Below are 17,750 nucleotides of genomic sequence, written 5' to 3' on the forward strand. Positions count from 1 at the left end.
TATTTACGGCTTTGGCGGAAATTGGCTCCGCATTGTTTATACTACGTATGATTACTGCTTTTAAAGAACATTTAGAATCCCAATTTTTTAAGCTTAAAAACAAGCGAGTTTTGTTAGCGGTAAGCGGAGGTTTAGATAGTGTTGTTTTGGCGCATCTTTTCAGTAAAAATGACTGGGATTTTGAGATTGCTCATTGTAATTTTTCACTTCGCGGAAAAGAAAGCGATGCAGATGCTGTTTTTGTAGAACAATTAGCTGCTAACTTAAACGTGAAATTTCATATTCAAAAATTTGATACCGAAGCCTTCGCTAAAGCCGAAAAAGTTTCAACCCAAATGGCTGCTCGTGAATTGCGTTATACTTGGTTTGAAGAAGTATGTATAGAAAACCAATTGAGTTATGTAGTTACAGCGCATCACGCTAAAGATGATCTGGAGACATTTTTAATTAACCTTAGCAGAGGCAGTGGCATAGAAGGTTTCACCGGTATGGAAGCTAAAGGTGATTTTATTATAAGGCCTTTATTGCCTTTTAGCCGAGAGGAAATTGCCAAATATGCGCAGGAACACAACATCAAATGGCGAGAAGACAGCAGTAATAGTGCTGATAAATATTTACGGAATCATTTGAGACATCACGCGATCCCGGCATTAGAGGAGGCTGCACCACAGTTTCTAACCCAGTTTAAAAAAAGCCAACAGCATTTGCAAGAATCGGCAAATCTTCTGGAAGACTATACCGCACTGCTATTTTCAAAAATCGTAACGCAATCTTTTAAAGGTTATGATCTCAATATTGCGCAGCTTAAAGCCACTCCTAATACTAAAGCGGTATTATACCAACTTTTAAAGAATTTTGATTTTACAGCCTGGGACGATATTTATGAGTTATTAGATGCCCAACCCGGAAAGTACGTAGCTTCAAAAAGCTACCGACTGATTAAAGATCGGGATGTGTTGATATTAATTAAAAATACAGAACGAGAAAATTCAGTATATAAATTTGAAAGTGCACAACACGAATTGCAGTTACCCGATTTAAAGCTAAAAAAAGAAAGCGTACACGATTTTAAACGACCCAATACTAATGAAGCTTATTTTGATCTCAATCTTTTAGAGTTTCCATTAATGATACGCAAGTGGGAGGAAGGTGATACTTTTTATCCATTTGGTATGAAGGGTAAAAAGAAACTGAGCAAGTTCTTTAAAGATTTAAAATACTCAACAATTCAAAAAGAAGCTGTTTGGCTTTTATGTTCTCAAGAAGATATTATCTGGGTAATAGGTGAACGCACCGATGACCGCTATAAAATAAATTCAACAACCTCTAATCTTGTAAAATTTACAGCAGAATATGATTAAATACCTATTACTATTAAGTGTTTTACTTTGTAATTTAACGAGCAATGCTCAAGGGTTTGGAGGCCCCAACAGTTCTATTGATCCTGTGCTGTGGAGCGCTCAAGTAGAGGCCGGGGAAGCTGATACCTATACATTGGTTTTAAAAGGACAAATAGAGCCAGAATGGCACGTGTACTCCCAGTTTACAGATCCTGATGGTTCGTTGCCTCTAGAGCTAGAATATTTAAAAGCGGATGAAGCTTACACGTTAGAAGGTCCTACTGTAGAAAGTGAGACAGAGACTGTTTACAGCGATATCTTTGAGGTTGATGAAACTTTTTTCAGTAATGCTATGAGTCTGACTCAAAAGATTAAGGTGTCTGATAAAAGTGTAAATCTTGTTAAACTGATACTTAAATATCAGGTTTGTAAAGAAGTTTGTATCAATGAAGAACGCTATGTGATTTTTGATATTGAAAATAAAAGCGGAAACGTTTTAACCGATTTTAATACGTTTCAATCTTATGGAGAAATTCAGGAAAAGGTTGAAGAAAAAGTAGCAGAGATCAAACCGGCTGCTGAAGTAGTAAAGCAAGAAGAAAAGCAAGACCTGTGGACAATCTTCTTTCTAGCGTTTGCATCTGGGTTTTTAGCTTTATTGACACCGTGCGTGTTTCCAATGATCCCAATGACGGTTAGCTTTTTTACAAAACAAAGTAAAAACCTTGCTGTGGGCCGCAGAAATGCCATTTTGTATGGAATTTTCATTGTTGTAATATATGTGCTTTTGGGAACCCTTGTAACTGGTGTTTTTGGCGCAGATGCCTTAAATGCTTTATCTACAAATGTTTGGTTCAACATCATTTTCTTTATTCTACTTGTGGTATTTGCCATTTCATTTTTTGGCGCTTTTGAAATAATGTTGCCCAATTCATGGGCAAATGCAGTAGATCGTAAAGCAGATCGTGGGGGTATTATCGGGATTTTCTTTATGGCGCTGGCACTTGCAATTGTTTCTTTTAGTTGTACAGGACCCATTGTAGGAACACTTCTGGTACAAGCAGCTGCAGAAGGTGGTCTGGCTCCAATTTTAGGAATGCTGGGCTTTTCATTAGCCATCGCTATCCCGTTTGCATTATTTGCGTTGTTCCCCGGTTTGATGAATTCATTACCCAAATCTGGAGGCTGGTTGAACTCTGTTAAAGTGGTTTTAGGATTTTTAGAACTCGCATTGGCTTTTAAATTTTTATCTAATGCTGACCTTGTTTTACAGGCTCATTTACTAGAACGTGAAGTATTCTTAGCAATCTGGATTGCCATTTTTGGAGCGTTAGCATTATACTTATTTGGGAAAATAAGAACTTCACACGATACACCGGTAAATTCTATTTCTTCGGGCAGAATGATACTGGGTGTTTTTGTTTTAGCATTTACTATTTATCTCATTCCAGGTCTTTGGGGAGCGCCACTTAAATTAATTAGTGGTTTCCCACCACCTATGAATTACAGTGAGTCACCTTTTGGTGTGGGGTATATGAAAGGTGGTTCTGCTGGTACTGTTTCAGAATTACCGGAAGAAGCAGAATACGGTCCGTATCAATTGATAACTTTCACAGATTATGATGCCGGTATGGCTTTCGCAAAAGCAGAGAACAAACCGGTGCTTTTAGATTTTACAGGTAAAGCCTGTGTTAATTGTCGTAAGATGGAAGAACGCGTTTGGGGTGAACCTCAGATTTTAGGTAAACTTCAAAATGATGTTGTGCTTATTTCACTTTATGTAGATTTGAAAGAGGAGTTATCAGAAGCTGAGCAATACGTAAGTGAAACTACCGGAAAACGTGTACAAACTATAGGTAATAAATGGAGTGATTTTCAGATTAAAAACTATAAAATCAATGCTCAACCGTATTATGTATTACTGGATACAGATGAAAATGAACTTAATCAGCCTGTAGGTTATACACCAGATGTAGGTGAATTTGAAGCCTGGTTAGCAGAAGGTATAAGCAATTTTAAAAATTAAATCTTGATGCGACTCTGGTATACCTCGGAATGAAATCAATTTTGAATTCGACAATCGAATACTAATTTTAATAAACCTCTAAATGAAGAACCTTAAAAGATGCATTGTCCTAATGCTATTGTTTGTTGTTTGTTCCATACAGGCGCAGACTGAAGAATATGTAAGAGCACATTACGACAAGAAAGAAGTAATGATAGAAATGCGTGATGGTGTCTCTTTGCATACCACTATTTATTCTCCAAAAGATAAAACTCAGGAGTATCCTATTTTAATGATGCGTACGCCATACAGTTGCGCACCTTATGGAGAAGATAATTTTAAAGGCAGAATAGGCCCTAACCAGTTTATGGTTGAAGAGGGAAATATTTTTGTACAACAGGATGTGCGTGGTCGCTGGAATAGTGAGGGCGTTTACGATAATATGCGCGCTTATATTCCTAATAAAAAAGGAAAACAAGTTGACGAGGCTAGTGACACCTATGATACGATTGACTGGTTAGTTAAAAACGTAATTAACAATAACGGAAATGTAGGAACCTGGGGAATTTCATACCCTGGTTTTTATGCGACCTATTCGTTGTTAAGTGAGCACCCGGCATTAAAGGCAGTATCTCCGCAAGCGTGTATTTCAGATTTCTTTTTTGATGATTTTCATCATAATGGTGCATTTTTAGAAAGCTATTGGAGAGCTATTTCGCTTTTTGGTTATCTGAAAGACAAACCGGTGACCAAGCCGTGGTATGCATTTCCTGATTTGCCTAGTGAAGATCAATATCAGTTTTTTTTAGATGCAGGTCCGTTGACTAATCTTGATGCGTATTATAAAGAAGATAACGTGTTCTGGCAGCAGATAAAAGACCATCCTAATTATGATGAATTCTGGAGAAGCCGTGGTATTATTCAGCATTTAAAAGATATCAAACCGGCAGTGATGGTTGTAGGTGGCTTATTTGATGCAGAAGATTTATACGGTCCCTTTAACACCTACAGAAAGATAGAAGAGACTAGTGATAATTACAATATTTTAGTTTACGGTCCATGGAGTCATGGCGATTGGGCGCGTTCTAGTGAGCGTCAAGCGATAGGAAATGTATATTTTGGAGACCATCTTTCTAGAGATTTTCAAAAGGATTATGAGACTAAGTTTTTCAATCATTTTCTAAAAAACAATGGTAAGGGTGCTATTGATTTCCCTGAAGCGTCAATGTATGACAGTGGCTCTCGAGAGTGGGATAGCTATGCACAATGGCCTCCAAAAGCTGCTGAAACTAAAACTTTTTATTTAGGCGAAAACCAAATGCTTACCGAAACAGCTTCGGCAGATTATGCAAATGCATTTGTGAGTGACCCCTCTAAACCGGTTCCGTATTCAGAAGATATAAAAATGGTGTTTACACCTCGAAAATATATGACCGATGATCAGCGTTTTGCTGCCAGAAGACCAGACGTTTTAGTTTATGAAACCGAAGTGTTATCCGAAGATATGACTCTAAGCGGAGAAATACTGGCAACACTGCAAGTGGCTACAACAGGTACTGCTGCAGACTGGGTCGTAAAAGTGATTGATGTATATCCTCCTGACGCTGAAGATTTCCCAGAAACTCAAAAGTATCTTAAAATGGGAAATTACCATATGATGGTGCGTAGTGAAGTAATGCGGGGGCGTTTTCGGGAAAGTTTCAGTGAACCTAAAGCCTTTGAAGCTAACAAGAAAACCGAAGTTGCTCTAACCCTACAAGGTGTGAATCACACGTTTTTAAAAGGACATAAACTTCAGATACAGATTCAAAGCACGTGGTTTCCCTTAATAGATCGAAATCCACAGACATTTGTTCCTAATATTTATAAAGCTAGAGCAGAAGATTTTACTAAACAGACGCATACGGTTTTTGGTGATTCAGAAATTCAGTTTAGTGTTTTAAAATAAAATGATTTTATGAAAATAGTATCCCGTTTACTCTTGTTCATATGTTTGATACTGGTAATTTCATGCAATACCAAAAAAACTGATACCTATACTGAAGTTGAGATCGCATCATCTAGTGCGGCACTTAATGCGTGGTTTGATGAGCAGTTTGATGCAGATGTGGCGCTATCGCCACAATGGCAAACGAGTTTAGGCTTTAAAACTAATTATGGTAAATGGGATGATATTTCTTCAGGTCAAATGGCCGAAGAACTGGATCGAGCTAAAGAGCGTTTGCGATATTTAAATAATGAGGTTAACGTTGAAGCGCTTGATACGGTTACAGCAATCAGTTATGAATTATACAAACTCAATCTGGAGCATACCATTGAGGATTATGAATACCGATTTTACAATTATCCGGTGAATCAGATGTTTGGTTTACACTCGACTGTACCGGCATTTTTAATAAATAAGCACCGTATAGACAGCATCAGTGATGCTAAAGCGTATATTGAACGTATCAGAGGCGTGAAGCCTTTATTTAAGGAGCTTCAGAATCAGTTAAGTATTCGCGAAACCAATCAGATTATTCCTCCTAAATTTGTTTTGGACCGGGTTTTAGATGACAGTAAAAACATTCTAAAGGGAAGACCATTTGAAAAATCTACAGAGCAAATGCCCATTCTGGCCGATTTTCAGTCTAAAATTGAAAAATTAAAGTTGGATGAAGAGACTCAGAATATGCTGATCAAAGAAGCTTCTGAAGCTTTAATAGACAGTTTAAAACCTGCGTATGAAGAGTTGATTGCTTTCGTAGATAATCAAAAGATTAGAGCTACTACAGATGATGGCGCTTGGAAGTTTCCTCGTGGAGATCAGTACTATGCCGTTGCTTTAAACAGGTCTACAACTACACATATGAGTGCAGCAGCGATTCATCAGTTAGGCTTAGACGAAGTTGCTCGTATTCATGCCGAAATGGAAATGATTAAGAAAAATGTGGGTTTTGAAGGTAGCTTACAGGATTTCTTTGAGTTTATGCGAAGTGATGATCAATTCTATTATGAAGATTCTGATGCAGGAAGAGCAGCTTATATGAAGCAAGCAAAAGCTATTATTGATGGGATGCGTAGTCGTCTTGATGAATTATTTATCACCAAGCCTAAAGCTGAAATTGTTATTAAGCGCGTAGAGGCCTTTAGAGAGAAAAGTGCCGGTAAAGCCTTTTATAATTCGCCAGCTTCAGATGGATCACGGCCGGGTATTTATTATGCAAATCTTTATGACATGAAAGCTATGCCTAAATACCAGATGCAAGCTTTGGCTTATCATGAGGGAATTCCTGGTCATCACATGCAATTGGCAATAGCTCAGGAACTAGATAGCTTGCCGAAGTTTAGAAAATTTGGTGGTTACACGCCCTATATAGAAGGTTGGGGACTGTACTGTGAGTATTTACCTAAAGAAATGGGAGCTTATAAAGATCCGTATGCCGACTTTGGACGTCTTGCAATGGAATTATGGCGTGCCTGCCGACTGGTTGTTGATACCGGTATTCATGATAAAAAATGGACTCGTGAAGAGGGGATTACTTATTACAAAGAAAATACACCCAATGCAGAAAGTGATTGTGTAAAAATGGTAGAGCGCCATATAGTGATGCCGGGCCAGGCAACTGCTTATAAAATAGGAATGAATAAAATTCTTGAATTGAGAACAAAAGCTGAAAAAGAACTGGGTAAAAGCTTTGACATTCGTAAATTTCATGAGGTTGTACTTGGTCAGGGAGCGTTACCACTTGCTGTTTTAGAAGATCGCGTGATTGAATATATAGAAGCCTCTAAGGAGTAGTAAAAGATGCCTTTTCAAATACGTTTAAAGCGGGTCATGTTGACCTGCTTTTTTATGGGGTTTAAATCCCTAAGCTAAACACGATTCAAACAGCAGAAGAATCTTCTTCTAAAAAAGGAAACTGATTTTAATATATGCATGGCAGATTTACCGTGCAAATTGAGTAGTTTCAGGTGTCTAACTTTACAATAAAGCCTCTTTTGAGTTTGATATACCTTCGAATTTTATTTATTATACTGGTAATCTTTGAGTTGCGTTATAAAAAATTTAAATCAACACAAGAATTGATTTTCTGGGTCGCGCTCGTGGGTATTTTTAGTTGGTTTGGCTATATTATTTTCCTGTTATTTAGAAAACGTACGCTGATACGCAGAGATCGTTTTAATCTGGAACTGAAGAAGCCTAAAGAGAATCAGTTGGAGTAGGTTAGGAGGCTGGTTATGTATTGATAAAATTAAATTGATCAGTTTAATGTATTCATCTGAACGTTTAATTATTGTTTTACCAAGTTAGTGTTTAGCGATCTTCTTTCTTTCGATATTTTCTGTAATTTCGTTTACTTAATACGATTTCAGTGATCGTTCAATCTTAGTATTTTAATCGTTGCTTAGCCTTTTTTTAAAGGTTTGCATAGCTTTTCACGCTGTACTTTCGCACATTGGTTAAGCTAAGATGCTATCACTTTAATTTGAAACCGAAAAAACTCAAATCATTGAGATTAGGGAATGTAAAAAAGAAATGACCGGTGAAGCTCAATCTTAAAAATCCTGTTAAACGTTCAGCCATTAATAAGCAATTTCATATTGCTAATGCCGAAAATTACCGGCTTTTAATTCTCGCTTTTGGTATTGGTAGTATTGTAGGAATATTGGGATCAGGCTTTAGACTTATTCTAGTGTATCTGGAAAATTATCGTAAAGTCATACAGATAAGTGCCCAAGCCGGAAACATACTACCTATTTGTTTTATAGTATTGGGTGCCGTTTGCGCCATTGCTTTATCCCTTTACTTAATTAAAAAATATGCTCCTGAGGCTTCCGGTAGTGGAATACAGGAAATTGAAGGTGCGTTGGATAACGTGAGACCTGTTCGTTGGAAGCGGGTAATTCCCATAAAGTTTATCGCTTCTATATTGAGTTTGGGAAGTGGTCTTTTATTAGGCAGGGAAGGACCTACCATTCAAATAGGCGCTAATATTGGCAGAATGGTCAAAGACCTGACCCGACAACCTGATGTTGAAGATAATTCACTTATTTCAGCTGGAGCTTCAGCAGGTCTTTCTGTGGCTTTTAATGCGCCCTTATCAGGTATCCTATTTGTGATTGAAGAAATGCATGAGCATTTTAAATTCACGTTTTTTTCGGTTGCAACTATAATGATAGGAGCGGGAACAGGAGATTTTGTAAGTCGCTTGATTTTAGGAGACAATCCAGAGTTTGTGCTTCAATCCTTTGCTGCTCCACTTTTAAAAGAATACTGGTTGTTTAGTGTATTAGGTATTGTTTTTGGTATTATAGGGCTGGTTTTTAATAAAATGCTGATCTCAAGTATGAATTTTGTGCAGCATTATCTAAAGTCTAGAATACTACCAGTTGCGCTAATCTCCGGATTATTGATTGCAGGTGTAGGTATTTTATATCCTCAATTAATAGGTGGTGGCTATGATTTGATAAATTCAGTTTTTACAGATAGCCCGGGTCTTGTCGTTTTATTTTTTTTATTTAGCATACGTTTTTTACTGTCAATATTTAGTTACAGTACAGGAACTTCTGGTGGAATATTTCTTCCGCTACTCACACTGGGCGCATTACTGGGAATGCTTTTGGGTATTGGTTTTAACACGCTGTTTCCTGATTTAGGCATTAACCCTTTAAGTTTTGCTATTGCGGGTATGGCAGCTATTTTTGCAGCAACCCTAAGAGCACCGTTAACCGGTTTAGTTCTGGCAGTAGAAATGACAGCAAATTATGGGATGATGCTTCCTTTGATCATAACGAGCGTTTCTGCCTCTATAATCACCGTTTTAGTAGGAAATGAACCTTTATATGCCACATTGTTAAGAAGGATCTTAACGAATAGTGCAGCAGATAAGCTATAAATCGACAGGTAACAAAAGGGTTAAAAAAGAAAAACACCTTGCTCGCGCAAAGTGCCTTTCACCCCTAAATTGTCAATGACATTGTAAAGCTACAAAATAATTTTACAATTCATTATGTTAATTTTATACTAAATCGTTTTAAGATTTTTCAATTTCTTACAAAATATCTAAAAAAGAAAAACACCCTGCTCACGCAGAGTGCCTTTCACCCCTAAATCATTAATACGTTTAAAATATAATTCCCCTAATAATTAGAAATTAAACGGTATCAATCATTGATTAATACAAGATAAAATTACTTATAAACTTCTATGTTATAAAGGGGAAAAACACCCGTTTTACAAATAACTTGATTTAATCGTTTTAATTTGCTAAACGCAAATGTTGATGTATCTTGAGAACGTTTGTTATCAATAACCTGAAGCATTTGAAAGCTAGTCATGTCTTAAAAAGAGTTGAGCCCCCGCACTGGTGGGCTGGTATGTACATAAAAAAGCTTCAACTGCTTTTTTATGGCGACCGTATTTCAGAATATAATATTACCTGTTCATCTGATCTGAATATACTACAGGTCGAGAAGACTCAAAATTCCAATTATCTTTTTGTGACTCTTGATACCTCAGAAGTTCAAGCAGGAATGTATTTTTTTAAATTTCAAAAAGAGAATTTTCCAGAATTTACAATTTTCTATGCGTTTAAATCAAGAGTTGAAGATTCAGCAAACAGAATAAGTTTTGATAGTTCTGATGTTTTTTACCTTTTGATGCCAGACCGTTTTGCTCATGCAAATCCGTTGATCAATTCAGTTAAGCAACTTTCTGAAAAAGCTAATCCGTACGATCTTAATGGAAGACACGGTGGAGATATTCTGGGGATAATTAATAATCTCGATTATTTAAAAGATTTAGGAATTACTACGTTGTGGTGTACACCTTTGTGCGAAAATAATAGTGCCACTGGTTCGTATCACGGATATGCACAAACAGATGTTTATAAAATAGACGCACGTCTGGGTACTTTAGAAGATTATAAAAGACTTTCTCATGAGCTTCACGGGCGAAATATGAAATTAGTAATAGATTATGTTATCAATCATTGGGGTAGTGAGCACTGGCTTATTAAAGATATGCCTAATGATGGTTGGCTAAACCAATGGGAGCATTTCACTAATACAACTCACAAAACGACAACGCTTATTGATATGAATGCATCGGTATTTGATAAGGAACAGCATGAAAAAGGCTGGTTTGTATCTACAATGCCAGATCTCAATCAGCAAAATCCTTTAGTTTTAAATTACCTCATTCAGAATGCGATCTGGTGGATAGAAGAAGTAGGTTTAGACGGAGTTCGCGTGGATACCTTCACCTATAACGACAAAGAAGCGGCTGTAAAATGGCTGCTGGCCATTAAATCGGAATACCCTAACCTCAACATTGCAGGTGAAGTATGGCTGCATAATTCAGCTCAGCTTGCTTATTGGCAAAAAGACAGTAAAATAGGCCAAATGGCAAAGTATAATTCTCAATTACCATGTCTCACAGATTTTCCGTTACACAACGCACTTCAGGATATTTTTTATATAAAACATAAAAAAGTAAAAGGCTTAGAGAGTTTATACGAGACTTTTGTAAATGACTTTTTTTATCCCAGTCCGCATAATTTGATGCGTTTTATAGAAAACCACGATACACAGCGTTTTAATACGCAAAGTGGTGGTGATCTCAATGCTTATAAACTGGCATTGACTGTTATTTGCACCACTAGGGGAATTCCACAGTTATATTACGGTAGCGAGATCGGGATGCAAGGCGACAAGAATAATGGAGATGGCGACATACGACACGAATTTCCCGGAGGTTGGAAGCAGCATAAGCAAAATGCATTTTTGCCTTCAACAGCTAAAAATGGCCGCAATGCCTACCAAGAACGTTTTCATGCTTTCACTAAAAAACTTTTAAATTGGCGGAAAGATAAACCAGTAGTACATTATGGTAAATTTTTACATTTTGTTCCTGTTGATAATGTGTATGTTTATTTTAGGTATCTAAAGGAAGAAAAACGGGTTATGGTAATTATAAATAACGCGAAGACAAAAAAAATACTAGCATTACAAAAATTTGCAGAAGGTTTAAACGGAAGTAAAGCAGGAAATGAGATTTTGTCAAACCAAGTATTAGATTTATCAATAAAATTGTCTGTACCTGCCAGAACTCCATATATTATAGAACTAACCTAATATGGTAAAACAAGTACTTTTTTATACCGTATTAACGCTTAGTTTAACGGCTTGTAAAAATCAAACAAGCGAAGAACCAATACCAACTATGAAAACTGAAAACACATCAAAAAAAGAAGTTGTTTATCATGTATTTACACGCCTATTCGGAAATACCAATACAACAAATAAACCCTGGGCAACGCTAGAAGAAAATGGGGTGGGTAAGTTTAACGACTTCACGGCTAAAGCCTTAAAATCAATAAAAGATCTCGGAGTTACATATGTGTGGTATACCGGGGTACCCCATCACGCAGTTATCACAGATTATACAGAATTTGGTATTTCTAATGATGACCCTGACGTGGTAAAAGGTCGTGCAGGATCGCCTTATGCAGTTAAAGATTATTATCAGGTAGATCCTGATATGGCTGTAAATCCTGCAAAACGCCTGCAAGAATTTGAAGCTTTAATCAAACGCACTCACAAAAACGGATTGAAAGTAATCATCGATATTGTACCCAATCACGTTGCGAGAAAGTATGAAAGTCTGAATACTCCAAAAGGTAGTTTTGCTTTTGGTACTAAAGATGACGATAAGGTTGCCTATGTAAAGGACAATAACTTTTATTACATTCCTGGTGAGGATTTTAAAGTTCCACAATGGCAAAATGGGTATCAACCTCTAGGCGGTGAAGAGAATCCACTAGCAGATGGAAAATTAAATGAATCGCCAGCAAAATGGACAGGCAACGGTAGCCGTGCTGCTCAACCGGATCAGAACGATTGGTATGAGACGGTAAAAATCAATTACGGGATTAGTCCTGATGGTCATAAAGATTTTGATGAGTTACCTGCAGACAGCGGGCACTGGGATTTTGAGCAGCATGCCAATTTCTGGAAAGACAAAGAAGTTCCTGCTTCCTGGATACAATTTAAGGATATCGCCTTATTCTGGATTAAAAAGGGTGTAGATGGTTTCCGTTTTGATATGGCAGAAATGGTTCCTGTTGAATTCTGGAGTTATATGAATTCAGCAATAAAAATGAAAAATCCAGATGCGTTTTTGATGGCTGAAGTTTACAATCCGTCATTATATAGAGATTATATTTTTAAAGGAAAGATGGATTATCTCTACGATAAAGTTGAATTATACGATACTATAAAACACGTGATGCAAGGTCATGGGAGTACCGATCATTTTGCTCCAATTATTGAACATCAGCGAGACATAGAGATCAATATGTTGCACTTTTTAGAGAATCATGATGAGCAGCGTATTGCGAGTCCTGATTTTGCAGGTACTGCAGAAAAAGGAAAACCAGCGATGGTAGTTTTGGCTTTGATCAGTAAATCACCGGTGATGATCTATTTTGGTCAGGAATTGGGAGAACCGGCTGAAGAAGATCTGGGTTTTGGCGACCCTACGCGGACTTCGATTTTTGATTATGGTAGTGTTCCTTCAGTTGCGAGATGGGTAAATAATAAAAAATTTGATGGCGGAACGTCTACAGATGACGAACTAAACTTGCGTGATTTTTACAAGCGTCTCTTGAATTTTAGTCTAGAAAATTCTGCTGTGATGGGAGACTATGCAGATATTCATTGGCATAACAGGCAAAATACAGAATGGTATAATGATCGGGTGCACTCTTTTGTACGCTGGTCTGAAACAGATAAATTAATAGTGGTTACTAATTTTGATGCTTACGATACATTTGGATTTGAATTGCAGGTTCCACAGCACATTATTGAAATCTGGGGATTCGTTGATGGCGATTATGATGTACTGGATCAACTTTATAAAAAACAAACCGGCAGCTTGAAAGTAGAGAATGGTTTGGGAACAATTCGTGTGGATATAAAACCTCTAGAATCTTTTGTTTATAAATTAAACTAAAGCTGTTGGCTTGCTTTATCGTGCATTGCCGGTTCTACGATTTTAGTGAAAAATAGCCCAGCAATCACGCCACCAACAGTAGGTGCGAGAATATAAACCCAGAAAAATCCGCCTACTTGATCGGGAAAAGCAGCGCTTCCCCAGCCCATCATCCAGGCGACTAATCTGGGACCAAAATCTCGTGCAGGATTAATTCCGCATTGCGTTAAGGGTGCAAGTAAACAAATGATAATTGAAACTGTAATACCTATAAAAACAGGTGCCATTGTGTGATGCGGCCTGCCTACATTGCTTCCTTCGGTAAAACCAAAAATGAACAGCAACAGTAAAAAAGTACCAAAACCTTCTGCAAAAATGGCCAGGGGTAAACTCACAACAGCAGTACTACCGGCCTGTGTGTAGAATTCACCAAACATTTTTGCCGTAGCTACACTTTCAGGAGTTCCGCGTAGAATTTCGTTTGTACTTTCAAAAGCAACAATGGATGGATTAAAGAGGAGATAGAGTAAAAGCCCGGCACAAAATGCACCTAAGAATTGTGCTAAAATATAAGGAACTAATTTTCCGACAGGCATCCGCTTACTTGCAATCATAGCGACTGTTACAGCCGGATTGAGATGCGCATTAGAAAGATGCCGGGTGAGGTAAATAGCCAGCGTTACAGCAATTCCCCAGGCAAGTGCAATTTGTAATATACTTTGATATCCATCAAATAAAATAGTCACCGCTACAGAACCAATACCAAAAAGTACCATTACAAACGTACCCAATAGCTCACCTAAAAACTCGCGCTTTTTAATCATAAAAAGTTTATTCTAAACGAGCTAAGATATTAAACCTAACTAAAATTAACACTCTTTAATTTATTAATTAAATGTTGTTATTCTAAAAGCTTAGTTTTATGATAATCTTAATAGGTTTGAATCCAGGGTTTAGCGGCTGAGATCGCTGTGAATTGTACCTTTACAAAACGTATTTACCCAATAAAAAACATCTGAATCTATACTTTGTCAAAACTTTATAAAATTGCAATCGTAGGCGTGGGTCCGAGAGGTCTAGCCGCTCTTGAGAGTCTTTATCTCGCAAAGAAAAACTCTAATTCAAGTAAAAAGTTGAAAGTTGTTTTATTTGAAGCTTCTGCATATCCCGGGGCTGGACAGATCTGGACACCTAATCAAGTAAGAACCAATTTATCTAATGTTCACGAGCGCAATTTGTCTAATAATTTAGCAGGAAGAGAGGCTTTGTATTTTGATGATGTTTTTATTCCGGAGTTCCCCAGTTATAAAAAATGGTTAACCAATACTGATGATGATTATTCTGAAAAAGATGTTTTTCCTGCAAGAGCAAAACTTGGTAGTTATTTGAATGAGCGATTTAATACGTTTAGAGAAGCTTTAGTAGGTTCTGATTTGGTCGATTTTTATCAGAAAGAGGTAATTAAAATTGAACCATCAGAAACCGGGTGTATTGTTTATACTAAGGATGAGCAGCAGATTGAAGTGGATGAAGCTGTTTTAACCATTGGTCACCAGCCTACCTATGATTCAAAACAATTGAAAACCTGGGGTGATCATGCTGAAGAAAATAATCTAAAACTATATGAAGATCCTTACCCTGTAGGAGCCTTAGAAACCGATTCAATTTCTGCTGAAACAACTGTCGCTTTGCGTGGTTTTGGATTATCTATGGTTGATCAGGTAAGAGCATTGAGTATTGGTTTTGGCGGTTATTTTATAAAAAAAGAAAACTCTATTAAGTGGCAGTATATTCCTTCTGAGAAAGCCCCTAAACAATTAATAGCTTTCTCCTTAAATGGGTTGCCACCTGCACCAAAACCTGTAAGTGCAACTATAGATAATTGGTTTAAACCGAATGCTCAAGAAAAGCAATCTTTTATACGTGCTATTGAAAAAGCCGAGCAACGTGCAGCATCTATAAAAGATGCCTCCTTTTTAATCGAAGCACTTGCAGACATGACGGCTTCAGTTTATATAAGAATGTCTGCGCATAGTAGAAAACATAAGCTTTCTTTTCAAGAATTATCACAACTCACTGTACAGTTGATCAAAGATGCAGATACGGCTCACGAACTTATTTTAGAGCATGATTTACCGGCACTGGAAGCCATGGAGCATTTACTGAAAATGGCTTTTGGTAAGACCGCTATTAGTCTTGATTACTGTTTAGGACAAGTCTGGCGGTTTGCTTTAGGAATTTTATACCACGATTATACGTATTTAAATTTACCAGATGAGGCAATGGTTGATGTTGTAAACTATATAGAGGCGAGTAAACGCTACTCTTATGGACCGCCCGTGAAGAGTTTACAACAGTTAATTGCATTGGTAGAAGCCGGTGTTCTCAATCTCGATTTTGTAAACAACCCGACAATTACACCTGTAGAAAACGGATGGAAATTAGAGAAGAACAACCAATCTATCATCGCTCAGGTTATGGTAAACTCAGTGATCGATGCCCCTCAACTCGTTGCTGTTTCAAGTCCGTTGATTCAAAATTTGCTTGAAGATAATCGCGTTGACCCCGTGAGTTATAAACTGGGGTTGCACACCCTTGAAGATGGAAGCATTATTAGCAAAAACGGAAATAGTCATCAGCATATTTCTCTTTTAGGCCGTCTGGCTAAAGGAAGCATTATAGGAGTTGATGATTTGATAGAATGCTTCGGAAAACCAGCTCATAAATGGGCAGATTCTCTAATTGAACGTTTATAATTTAAAATTTTGTAATCCTCTAAAAATGAGCGGTATAATTTTTTATAAAATGGAAATAATATTGTTTCTTTAAAATTCCAACTTAGAAATTATGCTTACAAAGGTTTATGGCTCAGCGGTTTTTGGCGTTGAAGCATCTACGATTACTATCGAAGTTAATATTGACAAAGGCATTGGTTATCATCTTGTAGGATTGCCTGATAATGCGATTCGGGAAAGCAATTACCGTATTGCCGCTGCACTTCAAAACAACGGATTTAAAATTCCCGGAAAGAAAATTACACTCAATATGGCTCCTGCAGATTTACGCAAGGAGGGAAGTGCTTATGATCTCACCCTTGCAATTGGAATTCTAGCAGCCAGCGGACAAATTAAGGCTGAGAATCTGGATGAGTATATCATTATGGGCGAACTCTCTCTAGATGGGAGTCTGCAGCCTATTCGGGGCGCTTTGCCCATAGCAATAAAAGCTCAGCAAGAAGGTTTTAAAAAATTTCTATTACCTAGTCAGAATGCTCGAGAAGCCGCTATTGTAAAAGATCTGGAGGTTTACGCGATTGATAGTATTGCACAAGTCATTGATCACTTTGATAATGATGCGGAACTCGAGCGTACGATTGTAGATACGCGAACTGAATTTTTCAATGCCTTAGAGCATCCGGAGTTTGATTTTGCCGATGTAAAGGGTCAGGAATCTATCAAACGCTGTATGGAAATTGCCGCTGCTGGTGGTCATAATATCATATTAATAGGTCCACCTGGTGCAGGAAAAACCATGCTAGCAAAGCGCCTGCCGTCTATACTACCGCCAATGACCTTAAGAGAAGCCTTAGAAACTACTAAGATACACAGCGTTTCGGGTAGAATGCGCGAACATGTGGGATTAATGGCACAACGGCCATTTCGCAGTCCACATCACACCATCTCTGACGTCGCGTTAGTTGGCGGCGGTGCCTATCCACAGCCGGGAGAAATCTCACTGGCTCATAATGGCGTATTGTTTTTAGACGAGTTGCCCGAATTTAAGCGTACCGTGCTCGAAGTAATGCGCCAGCCTTTGGAAGACCGGGAAGTAACCATTTCAAGAGCCAAATTTACAGTGACCTATCCCAGTAGTTTTATGCTGGTCGCCAGTATGAATCCCAGTCCCGGAGGCTATTTTAATGATCCCGGTGCTCCCGTGACCAGTACTCCCGCAGAAATGCAACGCTATCTGAGTAAAGTTTCCGGTCCGTTATTAGATCGTATAGACATTCACATAGAAGTTACACCTGTTCCGTTTGATAAATTGTCTGATGAACACAAAGCAGAAAGCAGCATTGCAATACGCAAACGCGTTACCGAAGCCCGAAAATTGCAAACAGAACGTTTTCGAGAAAGCGAAAACATTCATTATAATGCACAAATGAGCGTAAAACAAATAAGAAAGCATTGTGCATTAGATTCTGGTTCTAAAGAGCTATTGAAAAACGCTATGGAAAAACTGAACCTTTCCGCAAGAGCGTATGATCGTATTTTAAAAGTATCCAGAACAATAGCAGATCTGGAAGCTACATCTGATATTGAATCACACCACATTACCGAAGCGATTCAATATCGAAGTCTGGATCGTGATGGTTGGTTGGGGTGAAATATAAATCACTTGTTTACAAGTTGTTAATCTTAATGGATTA

Annotated in this window: 11 protein-coding genes; 10 read left to right on the forward strand and 1 reads right to left on the reverse strand. The window is 37.7% G+C overall.

Going from position 1 to position 17,750, the window contains the following annotated elements; genetic code table 11:
- Positions 1-47 precede the first annotated feature (47 nt).
- The 8 genes from tilS (at position 48) to DSM03_RS08265 (ending at position 13,342) form a co-directional block, all read left to right on the forward strand.
- Complete coding sequence (gene tilS / locus DSM03_RS08235) at positions 48-1,361, forward strand: tRNA lysidine(34) synthetase TilS (protein WP_128763087.1); 1,314 nt, start codon at positions 48-50, stop codon at positions 1,359-1,361.
- Positions 1,354-3,366 (forward strand): protein-disulfide reductase DsbD family protein, encoded by a 2,013-nt coding sequence (locus tag DSM03_RS08240; RefSeq protein WP_128760914.1) that lies wholly within the window; start codon positions 1,354-1,356, stop codon positions 3,364-3,366. Before tilS ends, DSM03_RS08240 begins: the two co-directional genes overlap by 8 nt.
- A gap of 82 nt (positions 3,367-3,448) precedes the next feature.
- The gene (locus DSM03_RS08245) at positions 3,449-5,293 is read left to right on the forward strand and encodes a CocE/NonD family hydrolase (protein ID WP_128763088.1); all 1,845 of its coding nucleotides are present in this window, start codon (positions 3,449-3,451) and stop codon (positions 5,291-5,293) included.
- A gap of 9 nt (positions 5,294-5,302) precedes the next feature.
- Complete coding sequence (locus DSM03_RS08250) at positions 5,303-7,126, forward strand: DUF885 domain-containing protein (protein ID WP_128760912.1); 1,824 nt, start codon at positions 5,303-5,305, stop codon at positions 7,124-7,126.
- Between the two features lie 251 nt (positions 7,127-7,377).
- Positions 7,378-7,551, forward strand: a complete 174-nt coding sequence (locus DSM03_RS18970) for a hypothetical protein (RefSeq protein WP_161568054.1) — start codon at positions 7,378-7,380, stop codon at positions 7,549-7,551.
- 320 nt (positions 7,552-7,871) lie between these two features.
- The gene (gene clcA, locus DSM03_RS08255) at positions 7,872-9,224 is read left to right on the forward strand and encodes a H(+)/Cl(-) exchange transporter ClcA (RefSeq protein WP_236638803.1); all 1,353 of its coding nucleotides are present in this window, start codon (positions 7,872-7,874) and stop codon (positions 9,222-9,224) included.
- 427 nt (positions 9,225-9,651) lie between these two features.
- The gene (locus DSM03_RS08260; RefSeq protein ID WP_262707731.1) at positions 9,652-11,463 is read left to right on the forward strand and encodes an alpha-amylase family glycosyl hydrolase; all 1,812 of its coding nucleotides are present in this window, start codon (positions 9,652-9,654) and stop codon (positions 11,461-11,463) included.
- A gap of 88 nt (positions 11,464-11,551) precedes the next feature.
- Positions 11,552-13,342: an alpha-amylase family glycosyl hydrolase gene (locus DSM03_RS08265; RefSeq protein WP_236638832.1), complete on the forward strand. Its 1,791-nt coding sequence runs from the start codon at positions 11,552-11,554 to the stop codon at positions 13,340-13,342.
- Here DSM03_RS08265 and DSM03_RS08270 read toward each other — a convergent pair.
- Positions 13,339-14,145 (reverse strand): MIP/aquaporin family protein, encoded by an 807-nt coding sequence (locus DSM03_RS08270; protein ID WP_128760909.1) that lies wholly within the window; start codon positions 14,143-14,145, stop codon positions 13,339-13,341. The two genes, DSM03_RS08265 and DSM03_RS08270, sit on opposite strands and share 4 nt — an antisense overlap.
- Positions 14,146-14,349: 204 nt before the next feature.
- Between DSM03_RS08270 and DSM03_RS08275 the strand changes: the two genes are divergently transcribed.
- Together DSM03_RS08275 and DSM03_RS08280 are read left to right on the forward strand one after the other, a co-directional pair.
- Positions 14,350-16,077 carry an FAD/NAD(P)-binding protein gene (locus DSM03_RS08275; RefSeq protein WP_161567074.1) on the forward strand — a complete coding sequence of 576 codons (1,728 nt, stop codon included), beginning with the start codon at positions 14,350-14,352 and terminating at the stop codon, positions 16,075-16,077.
- A 91-nt stretch (positions 16,078-16,168) separates the two neighbouring features.
- Complete coding sequence (locus DSM03_RS08280) at positions 16,169-17,707, forward strand: YifB family Mg chelatase-like AAA ATPase (RefSeq protein ID WP_128760907.1); 1,539 nt, start codon at positions 16,169-16,171, stop codon at positions 17,705-17,707.
- The last annotated feature ends 43 nt before the right edge of the window (positions 17,708-17,750 follow it).

Origin of the sequence: Leeuwenhoekiella aestuarii (assembly GCF_004104055.1) — a bacterium.
Lineage (GTDB): Bacteria > Bacteroidota > Bacteroidia > Flavobacteriales > Flavobacteriaceae > Leeuwenhoekiella > Leeuwenhoekiella aestuarii.

Bases quoted from the DNA above. Each gene is read 5' to 3' on its own strand.
- tilS (WP_128763087.1), top strand. From the start codon at position 48: ATGATTACTGCTTTTAAAGAACATTTAGAATCCCAATTTTTTAAGCTT.
- DSM03_RS08250 (WP_128760912.1), top strand. From the start codon at position 5,303: ATGAAAATAGTATCCCGTTTACTCTTGTTCATATGTTTGATACTGGTA.
- DSM03_RS08240 (WP_128760914.1), top strand. From the start codon at position 1,354: ATGATTAAATACCTATTACTATTAAGTGTTTTACTTTGTAATTTAACG.
- DSM03_RS08270 (WP_128760909.1), bottom strand. From the start codon at position 14,145: ATGATTAAAAAGCGCGAGTTTTTAGGTGAGCTATTGGGTACGTTTGTA.
- DSM03_RS08280 (WP_128760907.1), top strand. From the start codon at position 16,169: ATGCTTACAAAGGTTTATGGCTCAGCGGTTTTTGGCGTTGAAGCATCT.
- DSM03_RS08245 (WP_128763088.1), top strand. From the start codon at position 3,449: ATGAAGAACCTTAAAAGATGCATTGTCCTAATGCTATTGTTTGTTGTT.
- DSM03_RS08265 (WP_236638832.1), top strand. From the start codon at position 11,552: ATGAAAACTGAAAACACATCAAAAAAAGAAGTTGTTTATCATGTATTT.